Genomic DNA, 25,104 nt, shown 5'->3' with positions numbered 1-25,104 from the left:
CCCCTCACCCCTCCATCACACACTCAGCCACCTGTCCTGAAATAAACGGAAGCAGCTTCTCGTTCTGACTCTGAGTTTTTCCTTCTGTAAACACGACCAGCACATAGGGCAGAGCATTGGGCAGTTCCACATAAGCGGCATCGTGGCGCACCTGGCTTGTCCATCCTGCCTTTGACCACAGTTTTGCCTCGGTCGGCAAGCCTTCCCCTAAAAAGCCCGTCACCTGGTTTTCAGGATCGGCAGCGAGATCCGCCGCATTCAGGCTGCGCTGCATCAGAGTCATCATTGCCTGCGATCGGCTAGATGAAACTGCGACTCCTCCAATTAGACTGTGCATGAGTCGTGCGGTCGCCTCGGTGGTCAGGGTATTGCGATTTTCCCGCAGTTCACCCAAGAAAGCCCGCTCGCGTCCGTAAGGTCCATCACACCAGGTTTTCTGATTCACATTAATGCCTTCTAGCTCAATCCACCCCAGGGATTGAAAGTAGCGGTTTACAAGATTACGCTGCGATTTCCAGGTCTCAAATGGCTCTGGCGGCAGTTCTGGACCGCTCGTGGTTCCGGTCAGCATATCCATCACCAGGCTGGTCGCATCATTGCTCGAATCCACAATCATGTCTCGCACGGCGCGATCGAGTTCTGCCGAGGGCTGAATCATGCCCTGCTCCAGCCATTCTGCTACCGCCACCAGGTAAAACAGCTTCACCACGCTCGCCGGATAAATTTGCTCTACTCCCCGATAGGAAAACCCCCGCACCGGATATTTCCAGAACTCTTCTGGCGTTAACGCTCCGCCTGTATTCACCGGGATCGGCTCATCGTAGATCAGCCAGGTTATCGCAAGCTGTGTGCGCGTCAGTCCCGGAAAAGCAGCCCAGGTCGCCTCCAAAATCCGATCGCCCCACTGCTCAAGCTGTGCATCTCGATAGAAGAAAGGCATGATTAGACCTCACAAGTTCACCCACCAAAGATTACATCAGGAGTAGGAGATATGGCGTGAGGGAATAGGAAGGGAGTGGATGAGTGAAGGAAGCGGGGTAAGGGGGTGAAGAGGTGGAAAAATAGAGGGAGTGGACAAGTAATGGGTGAGAAACTGCTGTGCTGACGCTTCCTTTGCTAAAAGTGGCAATCGACAATAACCCGGCTCAGGAGTATGAGTGTCAGGGCAATCTCAATTTGTATGATTCGCCTGATTTGCGATCGCTGGCAACCCAAGCAATGCCAGGGCGACAGCTCAAAATTTTGGCTTTGCCCTTTGACGAAGCAGGACAGGTCAACGGCACGGTGATTCAGGTGCGGCTCTGTGAAGATGACTATCCGGGCTGGATTGCGGTTGAAGATCTGGATTTGTTAGAGGCGGCTGAGGCAGCTTATGAACCGCTTTTTCTACCCGAAGCTGAGACTCGTGCCCGGATGTCGCAGGTAATCGCCTTTACCTACAGCGCAATGAATCAGCCCAATCGCTATTTGTGGGGCGGGACAGTGGGACCGAACTACGACTGTTCTGGGCTCATGCAAACTGCCTTTGCCTCGGTGGGAATCTGGATTCCCAGAGATGCCTATCAGCAGGAGGGCTTCGCCCAACGGATCGCCCTTCAGGAGCTTGAACCGGGTGATTTAGTTTTCTTTGGGACTCCCGATCGTGCCACTCATGTCGGTTTGTACATCGGAGAAAGCTGCTATCTGCACAGTTCTGGCAGGGATCAGGGCAGAAACGGAATCGGCATTGACACCCTGGCTGAAACCGAAGATCGAATCAGCCGCACTTATTCTCAGCAGTTGCGGGGAGCCGGACGCATCTTGAGCAGCTATCAATCGACGCTTTCGATCGGTAATCTGCTTTAGTTTGCTGTTTCCAGATTGAGTGCAAGGGGGTGTTTTAGCAGGATCAATCATGCTGCATCGCCCCTCAATGGTTCAACGTCAGGGGACTGCGAAACTAAGCGATGGTTTGGTTCCCCAGCCTTGATCCGCGCGGGGGTGGTTCGGGTCAGGATGATGACTTTTCAGACAGCCTCTCGAACACCCTGTCACCAACCTGCTGCGAACGATTACAAAAAAGCCGATCGAATCGCGCCAGACCGGACTCAACCAGAACTCAAATTAGGGATTGATTGAGTAATTTATCGCAGGATCTGTGCTGCTGATCTAACTCTAATTATTTCTCGCTCGTCACGATCGCCACTTAAATTTCTTGTACTTAAAACGGGTTCTTAAAACTTAATTGGAACCAATCTAATACTAATTAACTTTTTTAATAAAAAAATAGCAAAGTATTAATAAAAATCCGACAAAGTGAGAAAAAATTGATATCAGAAAGGGCATCGACGACTGACCGTGTTTCGTCTCGATGCCCTTGCTGGTTCGCTCCTCACACATTGGATAGAATAACAAACCTGTTTTGATTTGTCACGCTTTTGGAGAAAATCCGTCAGAGGCATGATGTCAGATTAATAATAGAAGTAAGCGGCTGCCTCTCAAGAATGATGCTTGAGCTGTTAGAGAAACAGGGGAGTTGGCAGTTCGATCGAGCGCAGCAATTCGTGCAGCAACTTTTGAGTAATCCAAGTTAATCCCAGTCGAAGCTGTGCCTGCGCGGGGTCGTTTTGCCCTACTTCGTCGGCGATGCGACACGCCGCATAAAATAGTTGCCAGCTCTGGCTGAGGCGATCGGCTTGCTTAAGAGTTTCTTTTATATCGGAGATTGGGTTGAACTGAGCGTCTAGCTCCGCTCGTTGATCCAGAGTGGCGCAAATTTGCTCAACAAGCTGCCACTCTGCGGGCTGGCTGCCGCGAAAGCCTCCGGTGGGCAGCAGCCAGGGAAAGGGCTTCGGAGCCTGAATTTGCCAGCCGCAAAAGGAAGCGTCAGGTTTAACGATCGCCGACGGAGAACAGCTTGCGATCGCCTGTATCAGCCCAAGTTGCTGACCGAGACGAAGCACACTATGACATCGGGCGTAGGTGTGCAGTATCGGAAAAACACTGGTAGAATTACGGGCAGACGCAGCCATTGGAATCAAAGATCGGGACTCCAGCAGCGTTGTTGAGGTATCCTCGGCAACTGGTAATGGGTAATCGACGAGGCATTGCAGCCAAATTGCCAAGCCAGGATCTGCAAGCCGAAAGAAGACCCAGCCGGGAGGTGCGACTTCAAGATTGAAATGTTTCTGAAGGTCGTCCAGGGTCGCGTCAGACAGTGTTCCTTGCAAAGTTGCATCGAGTTTTTCGAGCGGTTTGCTCAGCTTCTCCATCAGGTCTTTCGCCAATTGTAGTGCTGGCTTCTGCAAGGGCTGTGCATATCTCAGAGCAACCGCTGAAACGTACTCAAGCTGCTTTTGTTTACCTTGTCGGGTCTGCTTAAGCGGAAGCGTCTGGCTTTTTCCATCCTGCTGAAGCTTCTCAGTATGGAGTGCTTTTTGTATCCGATGAACTAGTCGCGATCGGAGAGCAGCAGATAGAATGGTATGCAATCTAACACTCCCGGTAGAATTATTGTGCTTCCTGAGAAGCGGGTCGATTTCGCTGAACTCGATTTTTTAACTTTGGTTGTAATATATCAAGATTCAGATCAAAGTAAGGCTTAAAGAAGCCGTTCTACGGGTATTAACTGATGCAATTAGCACAAAGCACAACTCAAAGAAATCGATTTTGTATTCTCTTCGGCCGTTCTCCCTGTTGATTATTCTCTCTGTTCATTATCGTCCAGTTCAGTTCAGAGTCCCCCATCTCTACTGATTGTTGTAGTCACCCCTTATGTATTCAGTGTCTTCACCCTCAGAAACCTCCCGTCCATTTCTTACCTGGCAGCGTATTCTCGACTGGGCACAGGAGCATTACCGCTACCGTACCTTTAGCAAAGACGAAAAAATTCCGGCACGGGCAGGTTTACTTTACCTGGTACAGCGTGGAGCGGTTCGTCTGGTTGGCGAGGCACAGGTGAGTGCTAGTGTGAGCAGCGGGTCCTCCCGTTTACCCCGGATCAATTCAGAAGAAGCATTTCTGGGATTTGTTGGGGCAGGTCAGCCCTTTGAGATTGTGGCGCAGTCGCCGTTCACCCTCCAAAGTTTTGCTCATGTCGATCAAACGGCGGTGATCTGGCTCTACTGGCACGACCTGGACAACTGGCCCCACTTTCGGCGCGAAGTTCTGGATGCCTTTCGCTATCAGCATCAGCGGAAGCTGCTCTGGCTCAGCACGCTGGGACAACGCCGCACGATCGATCGCCTGCTCGGATTCCTCACCCTGCTAATTGAAGAATTTGGCGAACCCTGCGATGAAGGCTACGGGCTGCCCTGGTCACTCACCCATGCTCAGATTGGCAGCGCGATCGGCTCAACCCGGGTTACGGTCACGCGCTTGATGGGCAAACTGCGCCAGCGCGGGCTGATTCGCACCTACGGTGATAATTTGCTGTGCTTGCCTGCTGAGGCGGTTGCGAATAAGTAGCATTCGGCTTTCTGATAGAGCTGCAGCCGTCCAGCAGCCCGATGGTTAGCTAACCGGGGTGAGCCGCTGCTTAATTTGCAGGCTGTTGCGATCGAGCGTAGTTCGAATACCAACCAATTCTGCAAGCTGATTTTTGGCGGCTTCTGCCTGTTTCTTCGCCTGCACTTTGCGTTCCAAGGCTGCTCGCGCCAGGTCTTCTCGGCTTTGCTTTAACGCCAGCGTTGCCACTCGTTCCCAGGTGGTCATGTCTTGCTGTGCCCGGTTGTATTGATCTTGCAGGGTCGATTGAGCAACAGAAATATTGCTCTGGGCGTGGTTGAGCAACTGCATCGCAGTCACCGGATCGCCTCCCTGGGCAGCTTCTTCGATCATGCGGCGGGAGTCAAGCGATCGAATTTGGGACAAGTCTAAGCCGTAGTTGATGAGCTGCTGGCTTTCGTTTTTGCCTGTTTTGCACCAGTTAGCAAAATGCTCACAGTTGTTGGTTAGCAGATTGTACTGCCGTTCGCCCAGCCGGCTCTCTGCCCGCTGAAGCACAATATCGGGAATAAAAGCAAGCGGCTGCTGTTTGGTGTAAACAGGGGTGCCTCTGGCAAATGCCTCCATCGTGGTGCGCGTAATCACGGCATCATCGCCTTTGTGGTAGTGAATTATCGTGCCATCCCCACAATCAATTCCATGATGTTCGTAAACGCCCTCAACGCTGAGGAGGGGTCGCATCACGTAAATCTGATCGCCTCTTGCCATTGCTAATTGCTTAACCTGAACGGGTTTGCCTGAAAAAGAAAAGCCAGGAACCATTCGCATGAATGACTCCTAGCCACAATCTAGCATCCCGCTTTTGCTTTCAGCAGGGTCAGAAGGAGGAAACGATCGCGGATCAGGCAACCCTGATGTGAAGCAGTGCTCGCTACGCGGTAATCGCTGCCATCAAACTTCCAGACCCAATTTCATCCAGTCCCGCAGCCGAGCGCACGTTGGCACACATCGAACAGCCGCAGCCACTTACCGTCGTGCCGCTGGGAACCAGACCCTCAGGAGCCAGCACAGACTGGGTAACGGAAAAACTATCTGCCGCGCCGTAGTTGACGTTCCAGCCAATATCTCGTAGCGAAGCAAGCGTAACCTGGCTCAGCGGCATCTTCACGGTTGCACCTTCCGCAAAGGGAGTCAGCAGCTCATCGCCAAATTTACCTTCGTCCCAGTGACCGAACGTGCCCGCTTCAACCGGAATGGCTTTAGGCGCAAGTATGCCGGAAATTTCGCCATAAGCCCTGCCTGCGTAGCTGTCTGCTTTGTAGGTGTTGCTGCCGCGATCGATCAGGCTGCGTCCTTGCTTCTCCCAAAGTGTGCCGATGCCCAGAACGTGACCCAGTTCGTGAATCACGAGCGTTTTCAGGTAGCTGGGATCAGAGTTATAGGAATTGCTGTAGCTGGTGTTGATACGGACAATTCCCGTGGTGGGCATCCAGTTCCCTTTCGCATCGGTCGCGCCCGATCGATTGGTTGCGGCTGCCAGCCAGGCTTGGGGGCTATTCACGCCCTGAACGTCAATTTGGAGCAGATGGGAACCGTTAAAGCTGCTGTGGGTGATGGCATTTTCCCAGAATTTAGCGGCTTCGGTAATCGCATTACGAACGTTGAAGTTGAGGCTTTCTATCCCGTCTGCGAAATTAACCTGCATCGAGAATTTGCGATCGTCGCTACCGGAGGGCGTGAAGTTGGTGTTGACGGTGTAGTTCATGGACTGGTTACCGTAGCCCATTACCTGCACAAAGTAGTTTCCGGCAGACAAAAAGCGGCGAACTGATTCCCCGGTAGCTCCCCATTCCCACTGCCAGCCCAGCACCTCACCGGGATCGATCGCGCCGTTATTGTTTTTGTCCTGAATCAGCCGCACATCGGCATCGCCCGTTAAGCCACTCAGGTTTGCCGTGAATGTCCCAGATTGGGAAAGGCTGAAGCGATAAAAGTCTTCCCGATTGCTGGCACTAAGCTGGTCACTGCGTGAAAAAGCGGCAGATTGAACAGATGCGGTGCTGAGCGAGGTTCCAGGAGCACTACCGCTCGAAGTGGCTCCCCCACCCGGAGTTGGACTGGGTGCAGGAATCGGGGAAGGACTTGGCACATAAGCGGCTGATGCCCCAGTGCCGCCTGTCATCGACAGCGTATAGTTGGCGCGATCGGAGTCGAACGGAGTGACTCGCACAAAATAGCTGCCCACATTAAGCTGCTGCTGAATCGTTTCCTCTGTTTGTCCATCGCTGCCCGATCGTCCCAGTTCTGCCCCGGTGCTGCTGAGCAACTGAATATCGGCATCCTCGGAAAGACCCTTCAGGTTCAGCGCGACTTGCCCAGCTTCGGATAGGGAAAACTTATAGACATCGGCGTTGTCTTTTGAATCTACCCGTCCCTGGTAACTGCGCTGAAGGCGGCTAATGTTCCCGGCATCCAAGGCAGACAGGGTAGTATTTCCGGCATCGCTGGCAAATCCTGATCCTTTCAGCTTCAGCGTGTAGTTGGTGCTAGTGGTGCCTGCCGAAACGCGAATAAAATAAGTTCCCGCCCGCAGGTTGCCTTCGATTCGCTCATCTTGCCGATCGCCTCGCAACGATCGCGCCACGGAATCGCCGTTTTGCCGCACGATTGACAGATCCGCATTGGCACTAAGCTGACTCAGAGTAAGTCGAAACCGCAGCGATCGAGACAGATTCATCCGAAAATACTGATCCGTCGTGCTGCCGCCGATCGAGCCATTCCAGGTGAGTTCCGCTCGTCCGCTCAGGTTGCCCAGATTATTGGCAGTCGATAAGCTGTTGCCAGCTAAGCCTTGATTTGCCGTTGCCGTTGCGCTAATGGGCTGAATCTTCAGACTGCCAGTACTGTTGCCTGACTGAGCAAACCGCATCTTTTGGAAGGGCGAATTTCTTGAACTGCTTACTTTCAGAAACTTGCGCTGAGTCTCTGGCTGAACTTTCTGGAATAGCGGCGAATCCGTTTGTAGCTGAAACGACGCATTCGAGCGAGCCTGAGGGAACGCCCCAGACGCAAAACGATTTGACATAAATCCTCCTGATGACCTAAGCAGGGGCAACCCGGCAAAGCAGCAAACGATATAAGGACTGCAAGAAATCCTCTCCCCGATGGGGGATGCTAGCTTCAGTAAATAAGCTGCTACCTATGACTTGAGGAGGAGCCGAGTGTTCCGCGATTCCAGAAAAAAACTTAGAATCGCTGAAAATCAAAATAGCCAGTAAATCGCCCAAATTGCCATTGCCCGCAGATAGTGGCTCGCCCTGAAGGTTCCTGCTGCTGTAATCGCCTCCGGCGTGCGAAATTGTAGTCCGTTCTCGTAAACCTGCCGCACCACTGCCTCCGTAATTGCCATCGCTTCCGATCGCATTCCCATTTGCAGCATAAAAGCTGCCAGCCCAAAATTAATCCCCGTCCAGACTTCGAGCGGATGCGTATCATTAGGATTCACCGGAGACCCATCAGCCAGCACTCCATTTGCCGCCCCGATTGCCACAAATGCCTCTCTTGATTCCCCTGATTTTTCACGGCTCGCCGCGACATATTGATTAAAGTTGACAAAACAAGCTTCATACACCGACTTTAACGCCGATCGCACACAGTCCTCTGGCACAACATCTGGCAAACTCAGCAACCGCGCGTAAAACTGCCCGCAAAGCTGATCCGCCATCACCACTGCTGAACCGCTGCCGCTATCTAGACGGTAATACTGTCCGTTCCACAGCTTTTCCTGATAAACCGATCGCGCTTGCCCCAACCAGCCCTGATAAATCTCGCTTTGTTGTTTTCGCCCGTCTACCGCTCCATCTGCTTTGTCTAGAACTTGCCCGATCGCGATCGCTGCCTCTAACGCCGCAATCCACAGTCCGCCACAGTACGCGCTGACTCCCTGCAATCGCCAGTCATCAAAGGTCTGATCGGGTGCGCCGGAGTTTTCGGGAATGCCGTCATTGTCCAGGTCAAAGGTTTTCAGGTAGTCCAGCGTGGCGACGATCGCCCCCCAGCTTTCCCGCAAAAACGCTATATCCTGGCTGCCCGTAAACACAAAATCGCGATACACTTGCAGCACAAAATCGGAGCCGAGGTCTTTCCATAGGTTGCAGTCTTGATAGCTGGTGTAGTTGGTCTTCTCCCAGACGTGCTCATTTGGCGCACCCAGATCGTGGGGCGTTGCGTTCGCCGTTTTGCGCTGGGCGATCGGGCTTTCCATTTTCTGAGTGAAGTAATAGCCAATCACGCGGGGCGTATCGTCTGCGGTCGGAATTGCTCGGGCAAAGGCCCGCATCACCGCTTTATCCAATTCTGGAAACAGCAGCAGCAGCGCAAACGAGCCATAGAGCCGCACGTCCAAGCTTTCATACCAGCGATAGTCCAGACATTCCAGAACGGCAAATTGCCCGATCGGATCCCGATCGCTTGCCGCACTCCACAAAGTTCCGCCGCTGGTCAGGTCGTACAGCTCGTTAAACAACGCCATCTTGAACCACTGCGGCAAATCCGAGCGATCGAGGATCGGCTGCTGCCACTGCTGAATCTGCTCGCGCCACTGCGGATATTGAGCAAGGGCCATTTGAGCGATCGACCCGGCATTGTCTCCACTCCGCCCGAAGAAATCGGTATAGCGACGAAAATAAGAAGTTCCCTCAGCAAACTCCGTCACCGGAAAATCCCACGCCAGCACAAAGGGAATCTGCTTCACCTCACCGGGAGCCAGCGTGATTCGCACTGCGACGGCTGCGCCAATTTGTTCGCCTGTCCCTGCCGGAGTTTCGTCGTGAGTATTGGGCAATGATCCATCTCGACCGAAGGACTGCCACAGATCCGCGCCATCCCCGATCGGATTCCATCGGCTGTGATAAAACACTTCGCCTGCGTTGGCATCAGTGACGATCGCCCATTGCCCATCGCCTTCTGCCGGATCACTTGTGCAAACCCGACCCATCACACAGCCAATTCCGCCCCCATCGGCCTGAACCTGATTAAAGTTCCCGACACTTTCCCCGATGCGCGGCTGATACTCATACACCGGACTGCCATCATCTCGCACTTTGACTTCGGGCGATTTTAGCGCGTTCGTAAACCAGCCCGTCATATTTTGCCAGGACAGCATCACGCTCAGCGTTAAGGGACGATCGCCCGAATTTCGTACCGTCCACAAAAACACCGCCACCGGATAGCTGCTTTCTCGATAATTTTCTGCCCAGATCGGGGAAAACTGCTCACACACTATCTCCGCTCGAAACCTGTTGCGGTAAGTAAACCAGCTTCGCGGATACAGCGCAGCATAGTCTCCCTTGTCCTGTTCTTCTGCCATTTCCCCGTACCATTGCCATGCCCCTAATGTTCCATCTGTAGGGGCTTCAGTACAGAGCGCGTATGCTTGGGTTTGATTACCCTCCTGCTCAAACACACTAAATTGGCAGGCAGGCATCGACCCAAACCAGTGTTCGCCGCCGTCGATATGCCACAAATTAAAATCGCCGCGGGACGATTGCCCAATACAGCCCGCCCCAAAACCGCCTAACGGCATTCCGTGCCAGGGACCATCATCGATATTGCTGGCATAGCGAACGGTGTAAGGATGATCCCAACCAGAACCGATCGATCGCGTCCAGGCAGAATCAGGAATTTGGAAGAAAGAGTCGGAATTGATCATCAGACGATTTTACCGAACACCTGCCCCCAATCTTCACTCTTCCCATACTCCGGTTCATTGGTCGGGATATGTGGCAATCCTCCGATATATCTGATACAATTCCTGGGTAATCAAGGCTTTAGGATCAGGTTATTTCTTAATCTCTCTTTCCTGACTCGCATCCCGTATGGAATCTCTCTCGTCGCATCGGTTTTCCCGCAGCCTCCAAGCGATCGAACCGTCCTTTTATTACTTTGCCTACGGTTCCTGTATGTGTCCGGTAGACCTGAAGCGATCGCTCGGCGAGAAAATGCACCCTTACGTCGTCGGTCATGCAACGCTTAGCGGTTATCGACTGGGGTTTTTCCAACGATCGCAGCTTCGCAACTGCGGTGTATTGGATATTGTGAAAGACGGGCGATCGCAGGTGGAAGGCGTGCTGTATCGGCTCCCCCAGCGGCTGAGCGATCGGCTCGATGAGCGAGAAAAAGGCTATCGTCACGAAACGATCGAAGTGGTGAGCCAGGGACACCGCTATGCTCACGTTCGCACCTATACCGTGATCGAAAAGCTCACCGAAGAACACGCACCCAACGACTGGTATTTTAATGTCGTGCTGCGCGGCGCGGTTACTTGCGGCTTGCCAGAGCAATACTGCTGGAAGCTGTTTAGCCACATGCACCAACTCCAGCAAACTGAAGCCAGCCAAGCCTGCACCAGTTTGCGATCGGCATAGTTTGCCCCCTTTACCAAAAAGCGTCCTCTGGCGATCAACGGTGTTCTACAGGGGCGCAATTGGGCTGCCAGTTCTGTTGCTTCAAGGGAATATTTGAAGGCCTAATTGTTTTCCGAATTGCCTTCAGTCGTGCTGAAACGATGTCTTATTCTGGTTCTGAAGTCCTCCGTAATTCGAGGATTAAGGAGGCAATAGAGCAGCTCGAATCCTTCTGAAATCCTACTCAGAATCTCAAATATTTCTCAAATTTCTGCAATCGATTACCGCATTTCCGCTGTAAACCTTTCCTTGGGGAAACAGCTCACTAATAAGTTGTAAACATCTGTTATATCTATTCGTTACTAACTAGAGCGAGTAGCGACTGCGCTTTGCATCAAGGGCAGGGTCTTTGTAATGCCTTGGGCTGCCTAAAAAATGGCTATTGTTCGCTCGATTCACTCCATTTCACCCTGCTCTAATCTTTTTTTTACTAAACGGTGCAGGTAATTTTACGGAACCTTGATCATCACTCAACCAATAAAAGATCCTGGAAAGCTCGGAAATTCACAATCGCTTTAATTCATCTGTTCAAGATGCAATCCGTCCGGGAAGTATGGATTTATCGCACCCCCCATCGATCCCTCTCGATTCGATGGCTTAAACCTGCCTACCAAAGGAAGGGTTGTTATGAAGAACCCTGAGCATAAACCGCAATACTCGATCGATCCAGCCGTCCATTTGGAATCAGAGCAACATCGGATGCAAGCCTTATTAGAACTAGGACTTTTAGAAGCAGAAACAATGCCCATCTTTGATGAGGCAACTCAAACGGCAGCTCATTTTTTAGAAATGCCAATTTGTACCTTTGGTTTGCTTGATCGCGATCGAGTCTGGCTAAAGGCAGCAGTTGGTTTATCGCGAATTGGCTTGATGAACCAGCTTGCGGCTTCTCGTCAGCTTCCACGCACCGAAGGTTTATTTCTCCAGGTAATTGAGAGTCAGCGTCCTTTAACGGTTCCTGATACGGCAGCAGACGATCGATTTTCCAGCAGCGTTCTTTTCCAGCAGTATGGCATTCGCGCTTATCTGGGCGTTCCGGTTGTTGATTCTCGTGGTCGCTGTTTGGGCGTGCTGGCAGTAATGGATCTGGCTCCACGCCAGTTTACCAGTCGCGATATTCAGTTTCTAGAACTCATGGCACGCTGGAGCATCAGCGAATTTGAGCGAAACTGGCTGCTCAATCAGCAACTCCATCCCGGTTCTAGCGAAATCAAAGAGACCGCTCTACTGCTTCCCTCTGCTGCCAGCGAGCCAGCTTCGTCCAGTCCATCTGAGAACCCGACTCTGGTGAAAGCAGATTTGATCAGCCAGATGACGCAGGAGCTCTCGACACCGCTCACCTCGATCCTGGGCATGGCGCGGGTGCTGAGTCAGGGAATTTACGGCGCACTGACCGATAAACAGCAGGAGTACATTGACATTATCCATAACAGCGGACAATATCTGCTATCGCTGGTTAATGAAATCGTAGAACTGGGCGTGTTGAACGATCGCAGCACCACACTGACGCTTTCACCGGTCGATGTAGAAATGCTGTGTCAGCTCACCATCAGCAGCCTCAACCAGGCAGCCCACCGTCGGGAACAGCGCATTCAGCTCACGGTAGAGCCGGGTCTTCGCTTCTGGATGCTTGACAAAGACAAAGTTCGGCAAATTCTTTACCATCTTGTCTTTAATGTGATTCAGTCTTCTAGTTCTGACAGCGTGATTCGGATTCACGGTTCGCGCCGCCAGAACGCCCTTCATCTCATGATCTGGACTTCCCATCCCTGGTTAGGAGACGGCTTGCCGATTACTGACCTCGCTCCCCTGTCTTATCCTGGCTCAAGCTCCAATTCCTTTTCCTCGGAGCCGTGGAAACAGCAGTCAAACTCAGACTTAAGCTCTGGCAAGCTTTTTGCCAATCATGCTGGCAGGCAATCCTCGCTCGGGCTGCTGGATTCTGAGCCGCACAGCAATCTTTCCAACCAGTCTCGATCGCGTGAAGGTCTGAGTCTGATGCTCAGTCATCAGCTTGTCGAGATGCACCAGGGCTGCATTACGATGCAGGGATCGCCCGAAGAAGGCTTCCGCTATGTGATTCAGCTCCCGCAGCTCCAAGAAAGCACGGCTAAAAGCTAGAGCATCGGTAGGGCATCGTTATAAGGGGTGAAGCAGTTGCGGTCGTGTTTTTTACACCAGGAGATTTGTGCCCGGAGAACAGCCTGGTCAAAAGTCCTGTCGCAGCCGCCTCGCCCTTACAGCTTTTCTGGAGCAGAGGATGAAGCAACTGACGCTGCCCTTATCTCCTCATCTCTCCATTCCCTCATCCTTTCTACGGCACATTCAGATCCGTCACGGCCCCCAGACTGCTGGTAGAAACCAGCTTGGCATACTTCGCTAAAACGCCCCGTTGATAGCGAGGTGCGGGTGGGGTCCACTGAGCGCGGCGGTCTGCCAGGTCTTCATTAGAGACGTGCAGGTGCAGCAGGCGTTGGTCGGCATCGATCGTAATCTGATCCCCTTCCTGAACCAGGGCGATCGTCCCTCCCACATAAGCTTCTGGGGCAACGTGACCCACGACCATGCCGTAGGTACCGCCAGAAAAGCGACCGTCAGTAATCAGTCCGACTGCATCGCCTAAGCCAGCGCCAATGATTGCAGACGTGGGAGCCAGCATTTCGCGCATGCCGGGACCGCCTTTTGGACCTTCGTAGCGAATCACCAGTACGTCTCCGGGCTGAATCTTGCCTGCCAGGATTGCGTCTAGACAGGATTCTTCGGATTCAAATACCCGTGCAGGTCCGGTAATTTTGCGGTTTTTGATGCCCGTCAGCTTGGCGACTGATCCTTCCGTCGCAAGATTGCCTTTGAGAATGCCTAAGTGTCCCTGCGGATACATCGGACGATCCCAGGGGCGAATCACATCCTGGTTGGGGCGCGGGTTATCGGGAATGTCTTTGAGCAGTTCGGCGATCGTCTCTCCGGTGATCGTGATGCAGTCGCCGTGCAGCAAGCCCTGGTTCAGCAGCATTTTCATCACCTGGGGAATGCCGCCTGCCCGGTGCAGATCCGTGGCAACATAGCGACCGGAGGGCTTCAGGTCACACAGGACGGGAACCCGTTGCCGGATGGTTTCAAAGTCATCAATCGCCAAAGGCACTCCAGCAGAATGGGCGATCGCCAGAAAGTGCAGCACCGCATTCGTCGAGCCACCCACTGCCATAATGACCGAGATGGCATTCTCGATCGACTTGCGCGTAATGATGTCTCGCGGACGACGGTTTGCTCGAATCGCCTCGACCAGTGCTTTGCCTGCCAGCAGCGTGTTGTCTGCTTTTTCAGGATCTTCCGCTGCCATCGTCGAGGAATACATCAGGCTCATGCCCATTGCCTCGAATGCCGAAGACATCGTGTTTGCCGTGTACATCCCGCCGCAGGAACCCGCTCCCGGGCAGGCGTTGCGCTCGACTGACATCAGCCGCACTTCGTCAATTCTGCCTGCGCTGTACTGTCCCACGGCTTCAAACGAACTCACCACGGTCAGGTCTTCGCCTTCGAGATGTCCGGGTTTGATCGTGCCGCCGTAAACGAAAACTGCCGGAATGTTCATCCGCGCCATTGCAATCATCGCGCCCGGCATATTCTTGTCGCAGCCGCCGATCGCCAGTACACCGTCCATACTCTGGGCATTGCAGGCTGTTTCGATCGAGTCAGCAATCACATCCCGCGACACGAGCGAATACTTCATGCCCTCGGTTCCCATCGAGATGCCATCGCTAACAGTGATTGTGCCGAAAATCTGCGGCATTCCTCCTCCAGCCCGGATTCCTTCCTGGGCGCGTTCGGCAAGCGGCGCGATTCCCATATTGCAGGGCGTGATCGTGCTGTAGGCACTAGCGACTCCCACGATCGGTTTCGTGAAGTCTTCGTCGTTAAACCCGACTGCCCGCAACATGGCTCGGTTAGGCGATCGCTGCACGCCTTGGGTAATGATTTGACTGCGTAAATTGTCAGGCATTCGCTTTTCCTTCGCTGTTCGATATTTTGAATCTAGGTTTGAGTTCGGCGCTCCGTTTTGAGTCGGTTGCTTCGCAGTTCGCCGAAGGGGTCATCGGTCAGGTCTGTTTCTGATTTTCTCAGATTCTCATGCGCTCAGAGCTTGTTTCCCGGAACACGCATTGCTAAAAACGAGTCCTGTGCAGGCACGCTAAATCTTCCGTACATCCATTTCTCCTGAAGCGTGAATCAGTATGGTTCTAATTTGCGCTGACTTTCTTCTGGAGAGAAGGTACAAATCGATCGACTTCTGCTAGGACAGTTCAAGTTTTTTGACGCTGTTCTAGTCAAAATTGAACCCATTGTACCAGGGCACTTCAGAGCGCACAGGCTTTTCGTCTGCTCCAGATCCTCCTTAGAAAAAGCGAGAATTTGCAGCGTTTCAGGGCAAGCTAAAGTTCATTCAGCTTCATTACCGCCCCCATCATGCTGCCTTATGCAAACCGAAGAACTGCTAGACCGCTACGCTGCAGGAGAGCGAGACTTCCGAGAACTTGTGCTGGCAGGATGTGATTTAAGCGATCGTGATTTACGCGGCATTAACCTGCGCGGAGCAGATCTGAGCCAGGCAATTTTGAAAGGGGCAGACCTTAGCTCAGCTAATCTGCGCGAAGCCAAGCTGATCGAAGCCAATTTGAGCCATGCAACGCTTTTAGAAGTCAATCTGATCGGGGCAGATCTGACACAGGCAAATTTGTTAGAAACCGATTTGAGTCGAGCCGGACTGCGGAGCGCGAAGCTGATTGGGGCAAACTTCGATCGCAGCAATTCACCCGAAGCTAACTTTGGGGAGGCAAACCTGAGCCGGGCAAACTTTGTCGAGGCAAATCTCAGTCACACCAGTTTTCACCGGGCAAAGCTGCTGGCAACCAACCTGACCCGCGCCATTTTGGAAGGCGTCAACCTGTCGAACGCCAATCTCACCGGTGCCATTTTGGAAGGGGCGACTTTAACGAATGCAATGGTGCATGGAGCCAGTCTGGAAGAAGCCGATTTGCGGGAAGCCGACCTGAGCCGCGCCCGCATTATCAATGCCAATTTAATCAACGCTAACCTGGGACGGGCCAACGCCAGAGGCATCAATCTAAGCTGGACTTCGCTGCGTGGAGCAAATTTGCGGCGGGCAAATCTGTATCGGGCAAACCTGTGTTGGGCAAACCTGAGCGAAGCGGATTTGAGTGAAGCTGTTTTAGTCAGCGCGAATATCAATCAGGCGAATCTTCAGAATGCAGATTTGACAGGTACGCTAATGCCAAGCGGGACAACTCACGGATAATTGCTCTCCTGCATAAATGGCTGCGATATCGTGAAGAAGTTCCTCCCCTGCAAGCAATCCGTCATTATGATCTCGATCGATCGCCCTTCTGCCCTACCCGAACAGTTTGCCAGCGATAACTATTCCGGCATTTGTCCTGAAGCCCTGGATTATATGCTGCAAGCCAATCAGGGAGCTGCGCCTGCCTACGGCAACGATATCTGGACAGAGCGAGCAACGGATCATTTTAGGGAGTTGTTTGAGACGGATTGCGAAGTCTTTTTCGTATTTAACGGCACGGCAGCCAATTCCCTGTCGCTGGCGGCTCTTTGTCAGTCTTATCACAGCGTTATTTGTCATGAAGTCGCCCACATTGAAACCGATGAATGCGGCGCGCCGGAGTTTGCGTCCAATGGGTCAAAGCTGCTCCTGGGCAAGGGCGCAAACGGTAAGTTAACCCCAGAATCGATCGCCAGTATTGCCGCTCGCCGCGATGATCTTCACTATCCAAAGCCGAAAGTGGTGAGCATTACCCAGGCGACTGAGTTAGGGACGGTATATTCGATCGCCGAACTGCAAGCCATTAAACAGGTTGCTCAGCAGCACCATTTGCGGGTGCACATGGACGGCGCAAGGTTCGCCAATGCGGTCGCTGCCCTGAACAAAACTCCGGCAGAGCTAAGTTGGAAGGCGGGAGTGGATGTACTGTGCTTTTGCGGTACAAAAAACGGCATGGCGATCGGCGAAGCGATTCTCTTTTTTGACAAAGCTTTGGCAGAAGACTTTGCGTTTCGCTGCAAACAGGCAGGCCAGCTTGCCTCCAAGATGCGCTTTATTGCTGCTCCCTGGCTGGGTCTGCTAGAAACGGGCGCGTGGCTGCGAAATGCCCAACACGCCAATCGCTGCGCGGAATACCTGGAAAAACAGCTTTTACAGCTTGAAGCAGTTGAAATACTTTGTCCGCGTCAGGTGAACGGCGTATTTGTGGAGCTGCCGCAGCCTGTAATTGAAACACTGCAAGCGAAAAACTGGCAGTTTTATACTTTTATTGGCTCTGGCGGCGTTCGCTTTATGTGTTCCTGGGCGACGACGTTTGAGCGAATTGATCAGTTGGTGGGCGATATTAAAGCAGCAATTGCAAGTTCTCGTGTAACTTATTCCCTGCGATAGAGCAAAATTGAGCGAGGATTGTGCGGCTATTAAAATACGGTTAATCAGTACGGTAAGCCTTACCCTTTCTGCCGGATGCTGCGATAGAAAGGCGAAAAATCGATCGCTAAAATAAAAATATCTCAGCAAGATACTTAATGCGCTTGGAGGACACAGGAATGCAAGGTCTTTACGACACAGATAAGCGAAAACTGCTATCAATTTTGGCTCACGGCTCTATTTTCTTCAGCGGTTTGCTGGTATCTGTGATTGTTCCTGCTGCCATTTTGTTTGCTGTAGAAGATCCAGTCGTGAAGCAAAATGCGAAAGAAGCTCTGAACTTTCACTTCAACGTCTGGCTATACGGCATTCTTCTGGTTCCGCTTTCGTTTATTACGTTTGGCTTAGCGGGTGGAATTTGGTTCTTGGTTCACTGGGGTTTGACGATCTGGGCAATCAGCCAATGCCTTGGCAATCCCGATCAGGGAGTTCACTATCCGTTTATCTTTAGACTTCTGTAGTCTTTGTTGCGATCGTTAATTGGCTTGAATTGGATAAATGGGTGGAGTCTCAGCAGAAAAAATCTTTGCTGAGGCTTTGCATTTTGTTCGGCGAATTCTTTTAGAGAATTGATCTACTTGGAGAGAGATTTTCTTTTAATCAGGTTGCGTTAAGATGCCTGGCTTGCAATCAGTTTAATTGCTTCTTTCCGCAAACGCATTCCATCGGGTTTCTCCATAAAGGACGATCGGCTTTCCAGCCTTTTTTAAGATGTTTAATTCATCGAATTCTTGTCAGAATTAAAGAGTAGTTTAAGGAGCTGAAGCATGTACGACTGGTATCGCAACACGATTCGTAATCCGAAATATCGCTGGTGGATTATTGCCGGAACGCTGGCTTATCTCTTCATGCCGTTTGACTTTTTGCCTGATTTTATTCCGATTATCGGACAGCTTGATGATGCGGTGCTGGTCACGCTGCTGTTTGCCGAAGTGTCTCAGCTCGTTCTCGATCGCGTCAAAAACAAAGGTGAGGTTGCATCCCAAACGAGTTCCAGCACGAGTTCATCGGCTGATCCCGTAGATGTTAACTCTATCCCGATCGAGTAGGGCATGGTTTTATCAGCGACGGTATTGCTGACGGTCTATCTGTGACGGGGCAGACGCATAAATCGATCGATATGCCAAAGGATTCGAGATTTCTGGGTTTTTGATCTACGATCGCTAGAGTTAATCGATCGAGTAACCGCTTCATGAGAGGGACTGCCCCCGTCATTGCCTCCGATCAGAAGGTGAACCAGCAGATTTCTACGCTGCATCGCTTTTTGCAGTACCTTCGCCCTTATCGCAAAGAAATTCCGATTGCGCTGCTGCTGGTTGCGACTGGGGCAGCTTCGCTATCTTTGGGACCGTTTTTGATTGGTTGGTCGATCGATCACCTGATCACGCAGGGAAATTTGTCCGGGCTGCTGCTACTGCTAGCGGGGTTGGCAGGGATTTATCTGCTGGGCGTGATCGCAATTCGCGGGCAAATTATTCGCGTCGGCTGGATCATGCAGCGATTGCTGGCGCAGCTCCGGCAAGATATTTTCAACAAAATTCAAGCCCTGCCGATTAGCTTCTTCGATCGCAGTGAAGCCGGGGATTTAATGAGCCGCCTGCTGAATGACGTAAACACGGTGAATCAGGCGTTTGGCCAAACGATCGCCCAAATGCTGGGCAATTCATTCAGCCTGGTTGGCATTGTGATTGCGATGTTTGCGATCGACTGGCGGCTGGGATTGCTGAGCAATCTAGTTGTGCCGCTGATGATTGTGACAACGGGGCTGTTTGCGCGTTGGGCAAGAGCCAGATTTCGCGTTACCCGTCAGACGATCGGCGAACTTTCGACCAAGCTAGAGGAAGACATAACCAGCGTTCGCGAAGCGCAGGCATTTAACCGGGTGCAGCTCAACATCGAGGAGTTTGAAAGCCTGAATGCGGCAAATCGTGATGCGAATGTGGAAGCAGTGGCAATTACGGCGGCGTTTCTCCCGTCGATCGATTTTCTCAATACGCTGGCAACCGCGGGTGTATTGGCCTATGGCGGTTATCTGGCAGTGCAGGGAACGGTCACGGTGGGAACGGTGACTTCGTTTTTGCTGTATGTGCAGCAGTTTTTTCGCCCGATTCAGATTCTCAGTCAGTTTTATACGCAGGCGCAGTCGGCTCTGGCAGGGCTGGAGCGAATTTTTCTGCTGCTGGATGAACCGTCTCAGCTCAGGGATGCACCGGATGCGATCGAGATGCCGCCCATTCGAGGAGAAGTCCGATTTGAGCAGGTGCAGTTTGGCTACAAGCCCGATCAGCTGGTGTTGAAAGGCGTTAATTTGCAGGCAGAACCGGGACAAATGATCGCGCTCGTGGGGCAAACCGGAGCCGGAAAAAGTACAATTATCAACCTGATTCTGCGGTTCTATGACGTAACGGGCGGCGCGGTCAAGATCGACGGGATCGACATTCGCTCTGTGACCCAAGCCAGCCTGCGTCGTCAGATTGGGATTGTGCTGCAAGATAACATCCTGTTTGGCGGCACCGTGGCAGACAATATTGCGTTTGGCAATCCCTTTGCGTCTCAGGCAGAAATTGAGGCGGCAGCCCAGCTTGCCAACGTGCATGAATTTATCACCTCGCTGCCCGAAGGCTACATGACGCAACTGGGCGAACGTGGCGCACCCCTGAGTCAGGGTCAGCGACAGTTGGTGAGCATTGCCCGTGCTGTGCTGATCGATCCGCGCATTTTGATTCTGGATGAGGCAACCAGCAGTATTGATACCCGAACCGAGGCACTGGTGCAGGAGGCGATCGCCCGATTGCTCAAAAACCGCACCAGCTTTGTGATTGCCCATCGCCTGAGTACCGTTACTCAAGCTGATCAGGTGCTGGTCGTGCAGCAGGGACAGATCGTTGAGCGCGGAACCCATGCCGAACTGATGCAGCAGCACGGCATCTATGCCAATTTGTATGCGCTACAGCTTGGAGCCGCTACGGTCAGCGTGTAAGCTAGCACTACATCAGCTGATTGGCGATCGCTAACGCCCATCCTCGACTGGAAAGCCGCCAGCTACTTGGATTAAGCTGTCTGGTTCAATCTGTGTTTCTGGCTCATCCGGCAAGGTAAAATTCTGGGCAGGATGCCGCGCAAGCCGTTGAAGCCCAACCCAACCGAGCAGCGTAGTTCCGGCAGCCCAAAGCCAGCTCTGCTGACCCACCCCCTGATCGATCGCCCAACCTCCCACGATCGGTCCCACAAAATAGCCGATCGACCAGCACTGATAGCTGATTGCTAGATAAACGCCCCGCAGCGCAGTAGGCGCAAATTCTGCCACGATCGCCGGAGCAAAAGGTTTATAAATGATGCTTGCGATCGACAAAACCGCAAGAGCCGCAATCATTCCGCCTAGAGGAAGCGACGCTGCTCCTGTTAGCCAAACCAGCAGAAAGCCAGCCCCCCACAGCCCCATCGAAAGCATCAGGGCACGAACCTTGCTCCAGCCGCGCAACCCCTGCACGAGTGGGAGTTGCAAAACTGCTCCCAGCCCGATATAACAGCCGGTAAAAAGCTGTGCCACATCACTCACGGTTTGTTCTGGGGAAACGGCATTGGCAGCACTCAGGCGAGTCAAATAAAGCGGCAGTGTACTGCTTACCAGCGCAATGTAGGTCGTAAACAAAATATTCACCAGGACAAACAGCAGCAGCGATCGATCGCGCAGGGCAATTCCAAACCCGCTCAGCGGATCGGCTCCCGGCTGAAATTCCTGAGTTTCGCGCATCGCAAATTGAGTCAGGATGAGAAAGAACACGATCGGCACTGCACTGAGTCCAAATAGCCATTGCATTTGTTGAGCGATCATCCCGCCGCCCCAAACGCCTAATCCGCCCCCCACGCTATCTGCCAGAACCAGCAGTGCGAATGCAGCCTGTCGCTGTTCGGGCAGGGTGACATCCACCACAGTCGCATCTGCCGCCGTCCAGTAACACCCCGCACTCAAACCCAGCAGCAAATTCGCAACCATCAGCATCACAAAGGTGGGCAGGACTGCCAGCATCAGGGCTGAGACGATCGCCAACATTGCTGCAAACAGCAGGGCACGCTTTCGCCCATAGGCAGGAGCATCCGCCAGATACCCGCCCAGCAAATGCCCGACCACGCCTGCAAGCGAGCCGACTCCAAGCGCAACCCCAACCGTGGTAGCAGACAGCCCCTTTTGACTCACAAACAGCAGCGGCGTGTAAAACTGAATCGCCGTATAGCCCACCTGATACAGCAATCGCCCGATCGCCTGTACCCAAATTGGACGGGCTGCCGCATGGCGCAGAAAGGCGATCGAGTTTGGGGTTTGTGCTGCCATATTGGTGCTGCCATCCAAGTTGGTTTCGCAGGTCTGCTTAACAGAAGTTTACTTTGTTAATTCTATCGAGAAGGCAAGGCGGCTGGCGGCAAGTTCCTGGAACCTTAAACGATGTTTTTCTAAAAGCATTTAGCAAGGCAAAAGTGTACTTAGACAGACGGATTAAGCATGTATTGGGTAAAGTTTAGAGCGTTTAGGCTGATAGTCAGTTTTGTAAGCAGACGCTTGCTGGGATGCAACTTAGAAACATAAAAAATTAGAAACATAAAAAATGGGAGAAACCGAATTTCTTCCGTTCTCCCATTGATGAATCGATCGTTGAGTTTTAAACAAAATAGAAGCTGAAGTTGAATCTACGGTCTACGGCATGGGGTGGAACAGTAGATCGGGGAAGTAGGAATTAATAATGATGAAGGTGGAGAGCGCAACGGAGACGGAGACAACAGCTAAAACAGGAGCAAGCGACAGATATTCAATGAAATAGTTTGGTTGATTGTCTGCTCTTTTACCAGAACGTTGCATAGCGAGTTTTCCCAGACACAGTAATTGTGATAAGACTACTCTCCTGGTCGATCGCATTCTTCTATCTAAAGGCGGACAGGCTTATTCCTAAAAATGAGCCGATCGATGGATTTTAACCCCGCTTTGAATCTGCTACTGCTTGCTTTGAATCTGCTGCTGCCTGCACAAACGCCTGAAAAATGCGCTGATGAGCAGGATCTTCGGGAGACAGTTCGGGATGCCACTGCACCCCAATTTGCCAGGGTTGGTCGATTCGCTCGATCGCTTCCACCAGTCCATCGGATGCGGATGCCGCCGATCGCCAACCGGGAGGAACCTGCCGCACTGCCTGATGATGCCATGACATAACGGTGACTTCCGAATTGGCCATCATTTGAGCGATCTGGCTATCAGGGACAAGCATGACTGGATGATGAATCGGGCGACGAGGATGATCTAGCCTGTGGGCGATCGACTCTCCATAAACATCAGGTACATGGGGAATCAGAGCTGCCCCGCTTGCCACGCTCAAAATCTGCATTCCTCGACAAATACCCAGCGTGGGTAAATTTCGCTTCAGCACAGCACGGGCTAACGCCAGCTCAAACTCATCTCGCTCTTGATCCATCAGATACAGCGTCGGATGATTTTCGCCACCATACATCGACGGATTGATATCGCCGCCACCAGCAAAAATCAAGCCATCGATCGAATCTAGAATGCGATCGACCTGCGCTTCGGTAATCGGCTGAGGTGGCAGAATCAACGGCGTTCCACCTGCAAGCAATACGGCATCTAGATAAGCTCCGGGAAGGGAAACTTCTCCAGCTTCGTTGCGGCTATAGGCAGTGATTCCAATCAGAGGGACAGACATATTACTTGACAGTTTAGAAGAACGTTTTTGAAGTTGCGTGAGCGACAGCGTTACATCACAAATTCTTCCTCTAGCAAATTCTTCCTCTAGAAGGTAGTAGCCCGATCGCATCATCAGGCATGATAGCCGAAATCAAAAGATCTGGACTGCACGAACGGCGATCGCGCATTTTAAGCAGGCTCACGCTTATGCCCTGTTTTGCGATCGAATCTTTAACCGGATATCGAGCCCGACCCATAACGCAATCAAACTCAATTAAATTAAACCCAATCAATTAAACCCAATCAATTCAATACATAACCCTGATAGAGGAGATCACGATGGATTGGCAAACGGTGATGCACTGGAGCTACGTTGCGGTGATGGCGATCGGTGCGCTGTATTTCTGGATACTGAGCCGCAATCCCAAGGGTGTGCCGCAGTACGAATATCTGGTTGCTATCTTCATCCCGATCTGGTCAGGGTTGGCGTATATGGCAATGGCGATCGGGCAGGGCAAGCTCGAAGTGGCAGGACAAATTACCCACTATGCCCGCTATCTCGACTGGATTGTGACTACGCCTTTGCTGTTGCTCTCCCTGTCCTGGACGGCAATGCACGATTTGAAAAAGAAAGACTGGACGCTGATTGGCTTTTTGATGAGTACGCAAGTAATCGTGATTGCGACCGGGCTAATTGCAGATTTGTCAGAGCGCGATTGGGTCAGATACCTCTGGTATATCTGCGGGGTGGTCGCGTTTCTGGTTGTGCTGTGGGGCATCTGGAATCCGCTGCGGGCAAAAACTCAGCTCCAGACCAGAGAACTTGCCAGGCACTATGACAAGCTTGTCGCTTACTTTACCGTGCTGTGGATCAGCTATCCGACCGTCTGGATCTTAGGTCCGTCCGGCTGGGGAGTATTTAATCAAACGATCGATACGTTTCTCTTTTGCTTGCTGCCCATCTTCTCGAAAGTCGGATTTAGTGTTCTGGATCTAAACGGTCTCCGCCGACTGAAAACCTATGATGCTGAAGGGATAGAAACGCCACGCGAATCCGTCCGAGATGCCTTTCGCCTTTCTTTTTTCAATTTCGGCAGGAAGCCTCAACGATCGAGTCCACGCAGACGATCGCCCTATCTCTTTTAAGAAACGTAAGAAACGGGAATTGTTCAGTTGTTCATTTAGCTTGGCAGGCAAGATGTCCACCTCACAAGCGGCCAACCGATTGGAATTTTAGGCTATTCGGGGGTGACGTAAGCCGAGGTAATGCCACCATCCACCAGGAAGGTTGTGCCGTTAACATAGGCAGCGTCATCGCTTGCTAGAAACAGAGCCGCCTGCGCGATATCGGTTGCCTGCGCGAGTCTACCAGGGGGGATGTGAACCATGCGCCGCTGCTTCCGTGCCGGATCAGATAAGAGTTCTTCCAGGAGCGGTGTCTGGACAGGACCGGGGCAGAGAGCATTGGCGCGAATCTTCTGACGGGCAAACTCGATCGCGATTTCGCGGGTCATTGCCAGAACGCCGCCCTTGCTGGCTGTATAGGCGATTTGAGGCGTTGCCGCACCCATCACTGCCACAAACGAAGCCATATTGATAATTGAGCCGCCGCCCGATCGCAGCAGTGCTGGAACGCCATATTTGCAGCCGAGAAACACGCCTTTCAAGTTAATATTCATTGTCAAATCCCAGATATCTTCTTCGGTATCCAGAACTGAGTTATCGGCTGCGTGAAAAATTCCAGCATTGTTAAACAAGACGTTGAGCTGACCGTATGTATTTTCAGCCGCTTCGATCATCGCTTTGGCATCGGCAGATTGAGACACATCGGCTTTTACAAAAATCGCTTCCCCGTTATTCGATCGAATCTTCTCTACCGTCTCCTGTCCAGCCGTTTCATTAACATCTGAAACAACGACTTTTGCACCTTCTTTGGCAAAGAGTAAGGCAGATTCGCGACCAATGCCGCTGGCTGCCCCGGTAATTAGAGCGACTTTATTTTCTAGACGCATTTTCGGTTCCTG

Annotated in this window: 20 protein-coding genes; 10 read left to right on the top strand and 10 right to left on the bottom strand. The window is 52.2% G+C overall.

Annotated features, from left to right (window positions below; translation table 11 throughout):
• Positions 1-4 precede the first annotated feature (4 nt).
• Positions 5-940, bottom strand: a complete 936-nt coding sequence (locus H6F80_RS20015) for a serine hydrolase (protein ID WP_190793282.1) — start codon at positions 938-940, stop codon at positions 5-7.
• A gap of 158 nt (positions 941-1,098) precedes the next feature.
• Here H6F80_RS20015 and H6F80_RS20010 point away from each other — a divergent pair, with 158 nt between their 5' ends.
• Entirely contained in the window at positions 1,099-1,845 is a 747-nt protein-coding gene (locus H6F80_RS20010) for a C40 family peptidase (RefSeq protein ID WP_518523619.1), read from the top strand.
• 653 nt (positions 1,846-2,498) lie between these two features.
• Here H6F80_RS20010 and H6F80_RS20005 read toward each other — a convergent pair.
• A complete protein-coding gene (locus H6F80_RS20005; RefSeq protein WP_190793281.1) occupies positions 2,499-3,470 on the bottom strand; it encodes a hypothetical protein in 972 nt (323 codons plus the stop codon).
• Between the two features lie 283 nt (positions 3,471-3,753).
• Here H6F80_RS20005 and H6F80_RS20000 point away from each other — a divergent pair, with 283 nt between their 5' ends.
• Positions 3,754-4,446 carry a Crp/Fnr family transcriptional regulator gene (locus tag H6F80_RS20000; protein ID WP_190793280.1) on the top strand — a complete coding sequence of 231 codons (693 nt, stop codon included), beginning with the start codon at positions 3,754-3,756 and terminating at the stop codon, positions 4,444-4,446.
• A gap of 45 nt (positions 4,447-4,491) precedes the next feature.
• Here H6F80_RS20000 and H6F80_RS19995 read toward each other — a convergent pair whose 3' ends face one another.
• The 3 genes from H6F80_RS19995 to H6F80_RS19985 all read right to left on the bottom strand — a co-directional run bounded on the left by H6F80_RS19995 (position 4,492) and on the right by H6F80_RS19985 (position 10,135).
• Complete coding sequence (locus H6F80_RS19995; RefSeq protein WP_242067471.1) at positions 4,492-5,253, bottom strand: lecithin retinol acyltransferase family protein; 762 nt, start codon at positions 5,251-5,253, stop codon at positions 4,492-4,494.
• 103 nt (positions 5,254-5,356) lie between these two features.
• On the bottom strand, positions 5,357-7,510 hold the full coding sequence (locus tag H6F80_RS19990; protein WP_190793279.1) for a PPC domain-containing protein: 2,154 nt from the start codon (positions 7,508-7,510) through the stop codon (positions 5,357-5,359).
• A 177-nt stretch (positions 7,511-7,687) separates the two neighbouring features.
• Positions 7,688-10,135: a GH116 family glycosyl hydrolase gene (locus tag H6F80_RS19985; RefSeq protein ID WP_190793278.1), complete on the bottom strand. Its 2,448-nt coding sequence runs from the start codon at positions 10,133-10,135 to the stop codon at positions 7,688-7,690.
• Positions 10,136-10,301: 166 nt separating this feature from the next.
• Between H6F80_RS19985 and H6F80_RS19980 the strand changes: the two genes are divergently transcribed.
• Positions 10,302-10,850 (top strand): gamma-glutamylcyclotransferase, encoded by a 549-nt coding sequence (locus tag H6F80_RS19980; RefSeq protein ID WP_190793277.1) that lies wholly within the window; start codon positions 10,302-10,304, stop codon positions 10,848-10,850.
• 666 nt (positions 10,851-11,516) lie between these two features.
• Positions 11,517-13,010: a GAF domain-containing sensor histidine kinase gene (locus tag H6F80_RS19975; RefSeq protein ID WP_190793276.1), complete on the top strand. Its 1,494-nt coding sequence runs from the start codon at positions 11,517-11,519 to the stop codon at positions 13,008-13,010.
• A gap of 193 nt (positions 13,011-13,203) precedes the next feature.
• Here H6F80_RS19975 and ilvD read toward each other — a convergent pair whose 3' ends face one another.
• On the bottom strand, positions 13,204-14,889 hold the full coding sequence (gene ilvD / locus H6F80_RS19970; RefSeq protein WP_190793275.1) for a dihydroxy-acid dehydratase: 1,686 nt from the start codon (positions 14,887-14,889) through the stop codon (positions 13,204-13,206).
• 474 nt (positions 14,890-15,363) lie between these two features.
• Here ilvD and H6F80_RS19965 point away from each other — a divergent pair, with 474 nt between their 5' ends.
• The 5 genes from H6F80_RS19965 to H6F80_RS19945 all read left to right on the top strand — a co-directional run bounded on the left by H6F80_RS19965 (position 15,364) and on the right by H6F80_RS19945 (position 20,371).
• Entirely contained in the window at positions 15,364-16,203 is an 840-nt protein-coding gene (locus H6F80_RS19965) for a pentapeptide repeat-containing protein (RefSeq protein WP_190793274.1), read from the top strand.
• A gap of 30 nt (positions 16,204-16,233) precedes the next feature.
• On the top strand, positions 16,234-17,352 hold the full coding sequence (locus H6F80_RS19960; RefSeq protein ID WP_518523618.1) for a threonine aldolase family protein: 1,119 nt from the start codon (positions 16,234-16,236) through the stop codon (positions 17,350-17,352).
• Positions 17,353-17,510: 158 nt separating this feature from the next.
• The gene (locus H6F80_RS19955; RefSeq protein WP_190793273.1) at positions 17,511-17,852 is read left to right on the top strand and encodes a DUF4870 domain-containing protein; all 342 of its coding nucleotides are present in this window, start codon (positions 17,511-17,513) and stop codon (positions 17,850-17,852) included.
• A 306-nt stretch (positions 17,853-18,158) separates the two neighbouring features.
• Complete coding sequence (locus tag H6F80_RS19950; protein WP_190793272.1) at positions 18,159-18,440, top strand: YkvA family protein; 282 nt, start codon at positions 18,159-18,161, stop codon at positions 18,438-18,440.
• A 143-nt stretch (positions 18,441-18,583) separates the two neighbouring features.
• On the top strand, positions 18,584-20,371 hold the full coding sequence (locus tag H6F80_RS19945; RefSeq protein WP_190793271.1) for an ABC transporter ATP-binding protein: 1,788 nt from the start codon (positions 18,584-18,586) through the stop codon (positions 20,369-20,371).
• Between the two features lie 30 nt (positions 20,372-20,401).
• On the opposite strand, the gene H6F80_RS19940 is transcribed toward H6F80_RS19945, so the two are convergent.
• The 3 genes from H6F80_RS19940 to H6F80_RS19930 form a co-directional block, all read right to left on the bottom strand.
• A complete protein-coding gene (locus H6F80_RS19940; RefSeq protein WP_190793270.1) occupies positions 20,402-21,724 on the bottom strand; it encodes an MFS transporter in 1,323 nt (440 codons plus the stop codon).
• Positions 21,725-22,084: 360 nt separating this feature from the next.
• Complete coding sequence (locus H6F80_RS19935) at positions 22,085-22,246, bottom strand: PsaJ protein (protein ID WP_190793269.1); 162 nt, start codon at positions 22,244-22,246, stop codon at positions 22,085-22,087.
• A gap of 112 nt (positions 22,247-22,358) precedes the next feature.
• Positions 22,359-23,213, bottom strand: coding sequence for a gamma-glutamyl-gamma-aminobutyrate hydrolase family protein (locus H6F80_RS19930; RefSeq protein ID WP_242067470.1), 855 nt, complete (start codon positions 23,211-23,213; stop codon positions 22,359-22,361).
• A gap of 206 nt (positions 23,214-23,419) precedes the next feature.
• On the opposite strand from H6F80_RS19930, the gene H6F80_RS19925 reads away from it, so the two are divergent.
• Positions 23,420-24,226: a bacteriorhodopsin gene (locus tag H6F80_RS19925; protein ID WP_190793268.1), complete on the top strand. Its 807-nt coding sequence runs from the start codon at positions 23,420-23,422 to the stop codon at positions 24,224-24,226.
• A gap of 92 nt (positions 24,227-24,318) precedes the next feature.
• On the opposite strand, the gene H6F80_RS19920 is transcribed toward H6F80_RS19925, so the two are convergent.
• The coding region (locus H6F80_RS19920) for a glucose 1-dehydrogenase (protein WP_242067469.1) at positions 24,319-25,104 on the bottom strand (786 nt) is incomplete at its 5' end.

The sequence above is a fragment of the Leptolyngbya sp. FACHB-711 genome, assembly GCF_014695615.1.
In the GTDB taxonomy this organism is placed as follows: Bacteria; Cyanobacteriota; Cyanobacteriia; order Elainellales; family Elainellaceae; genus Leptolyngbya_A.
Note: the sequence above shows the minus strand (reverse complement) of the source record. Positions and strands in the feature narration are given on the sequence as shown.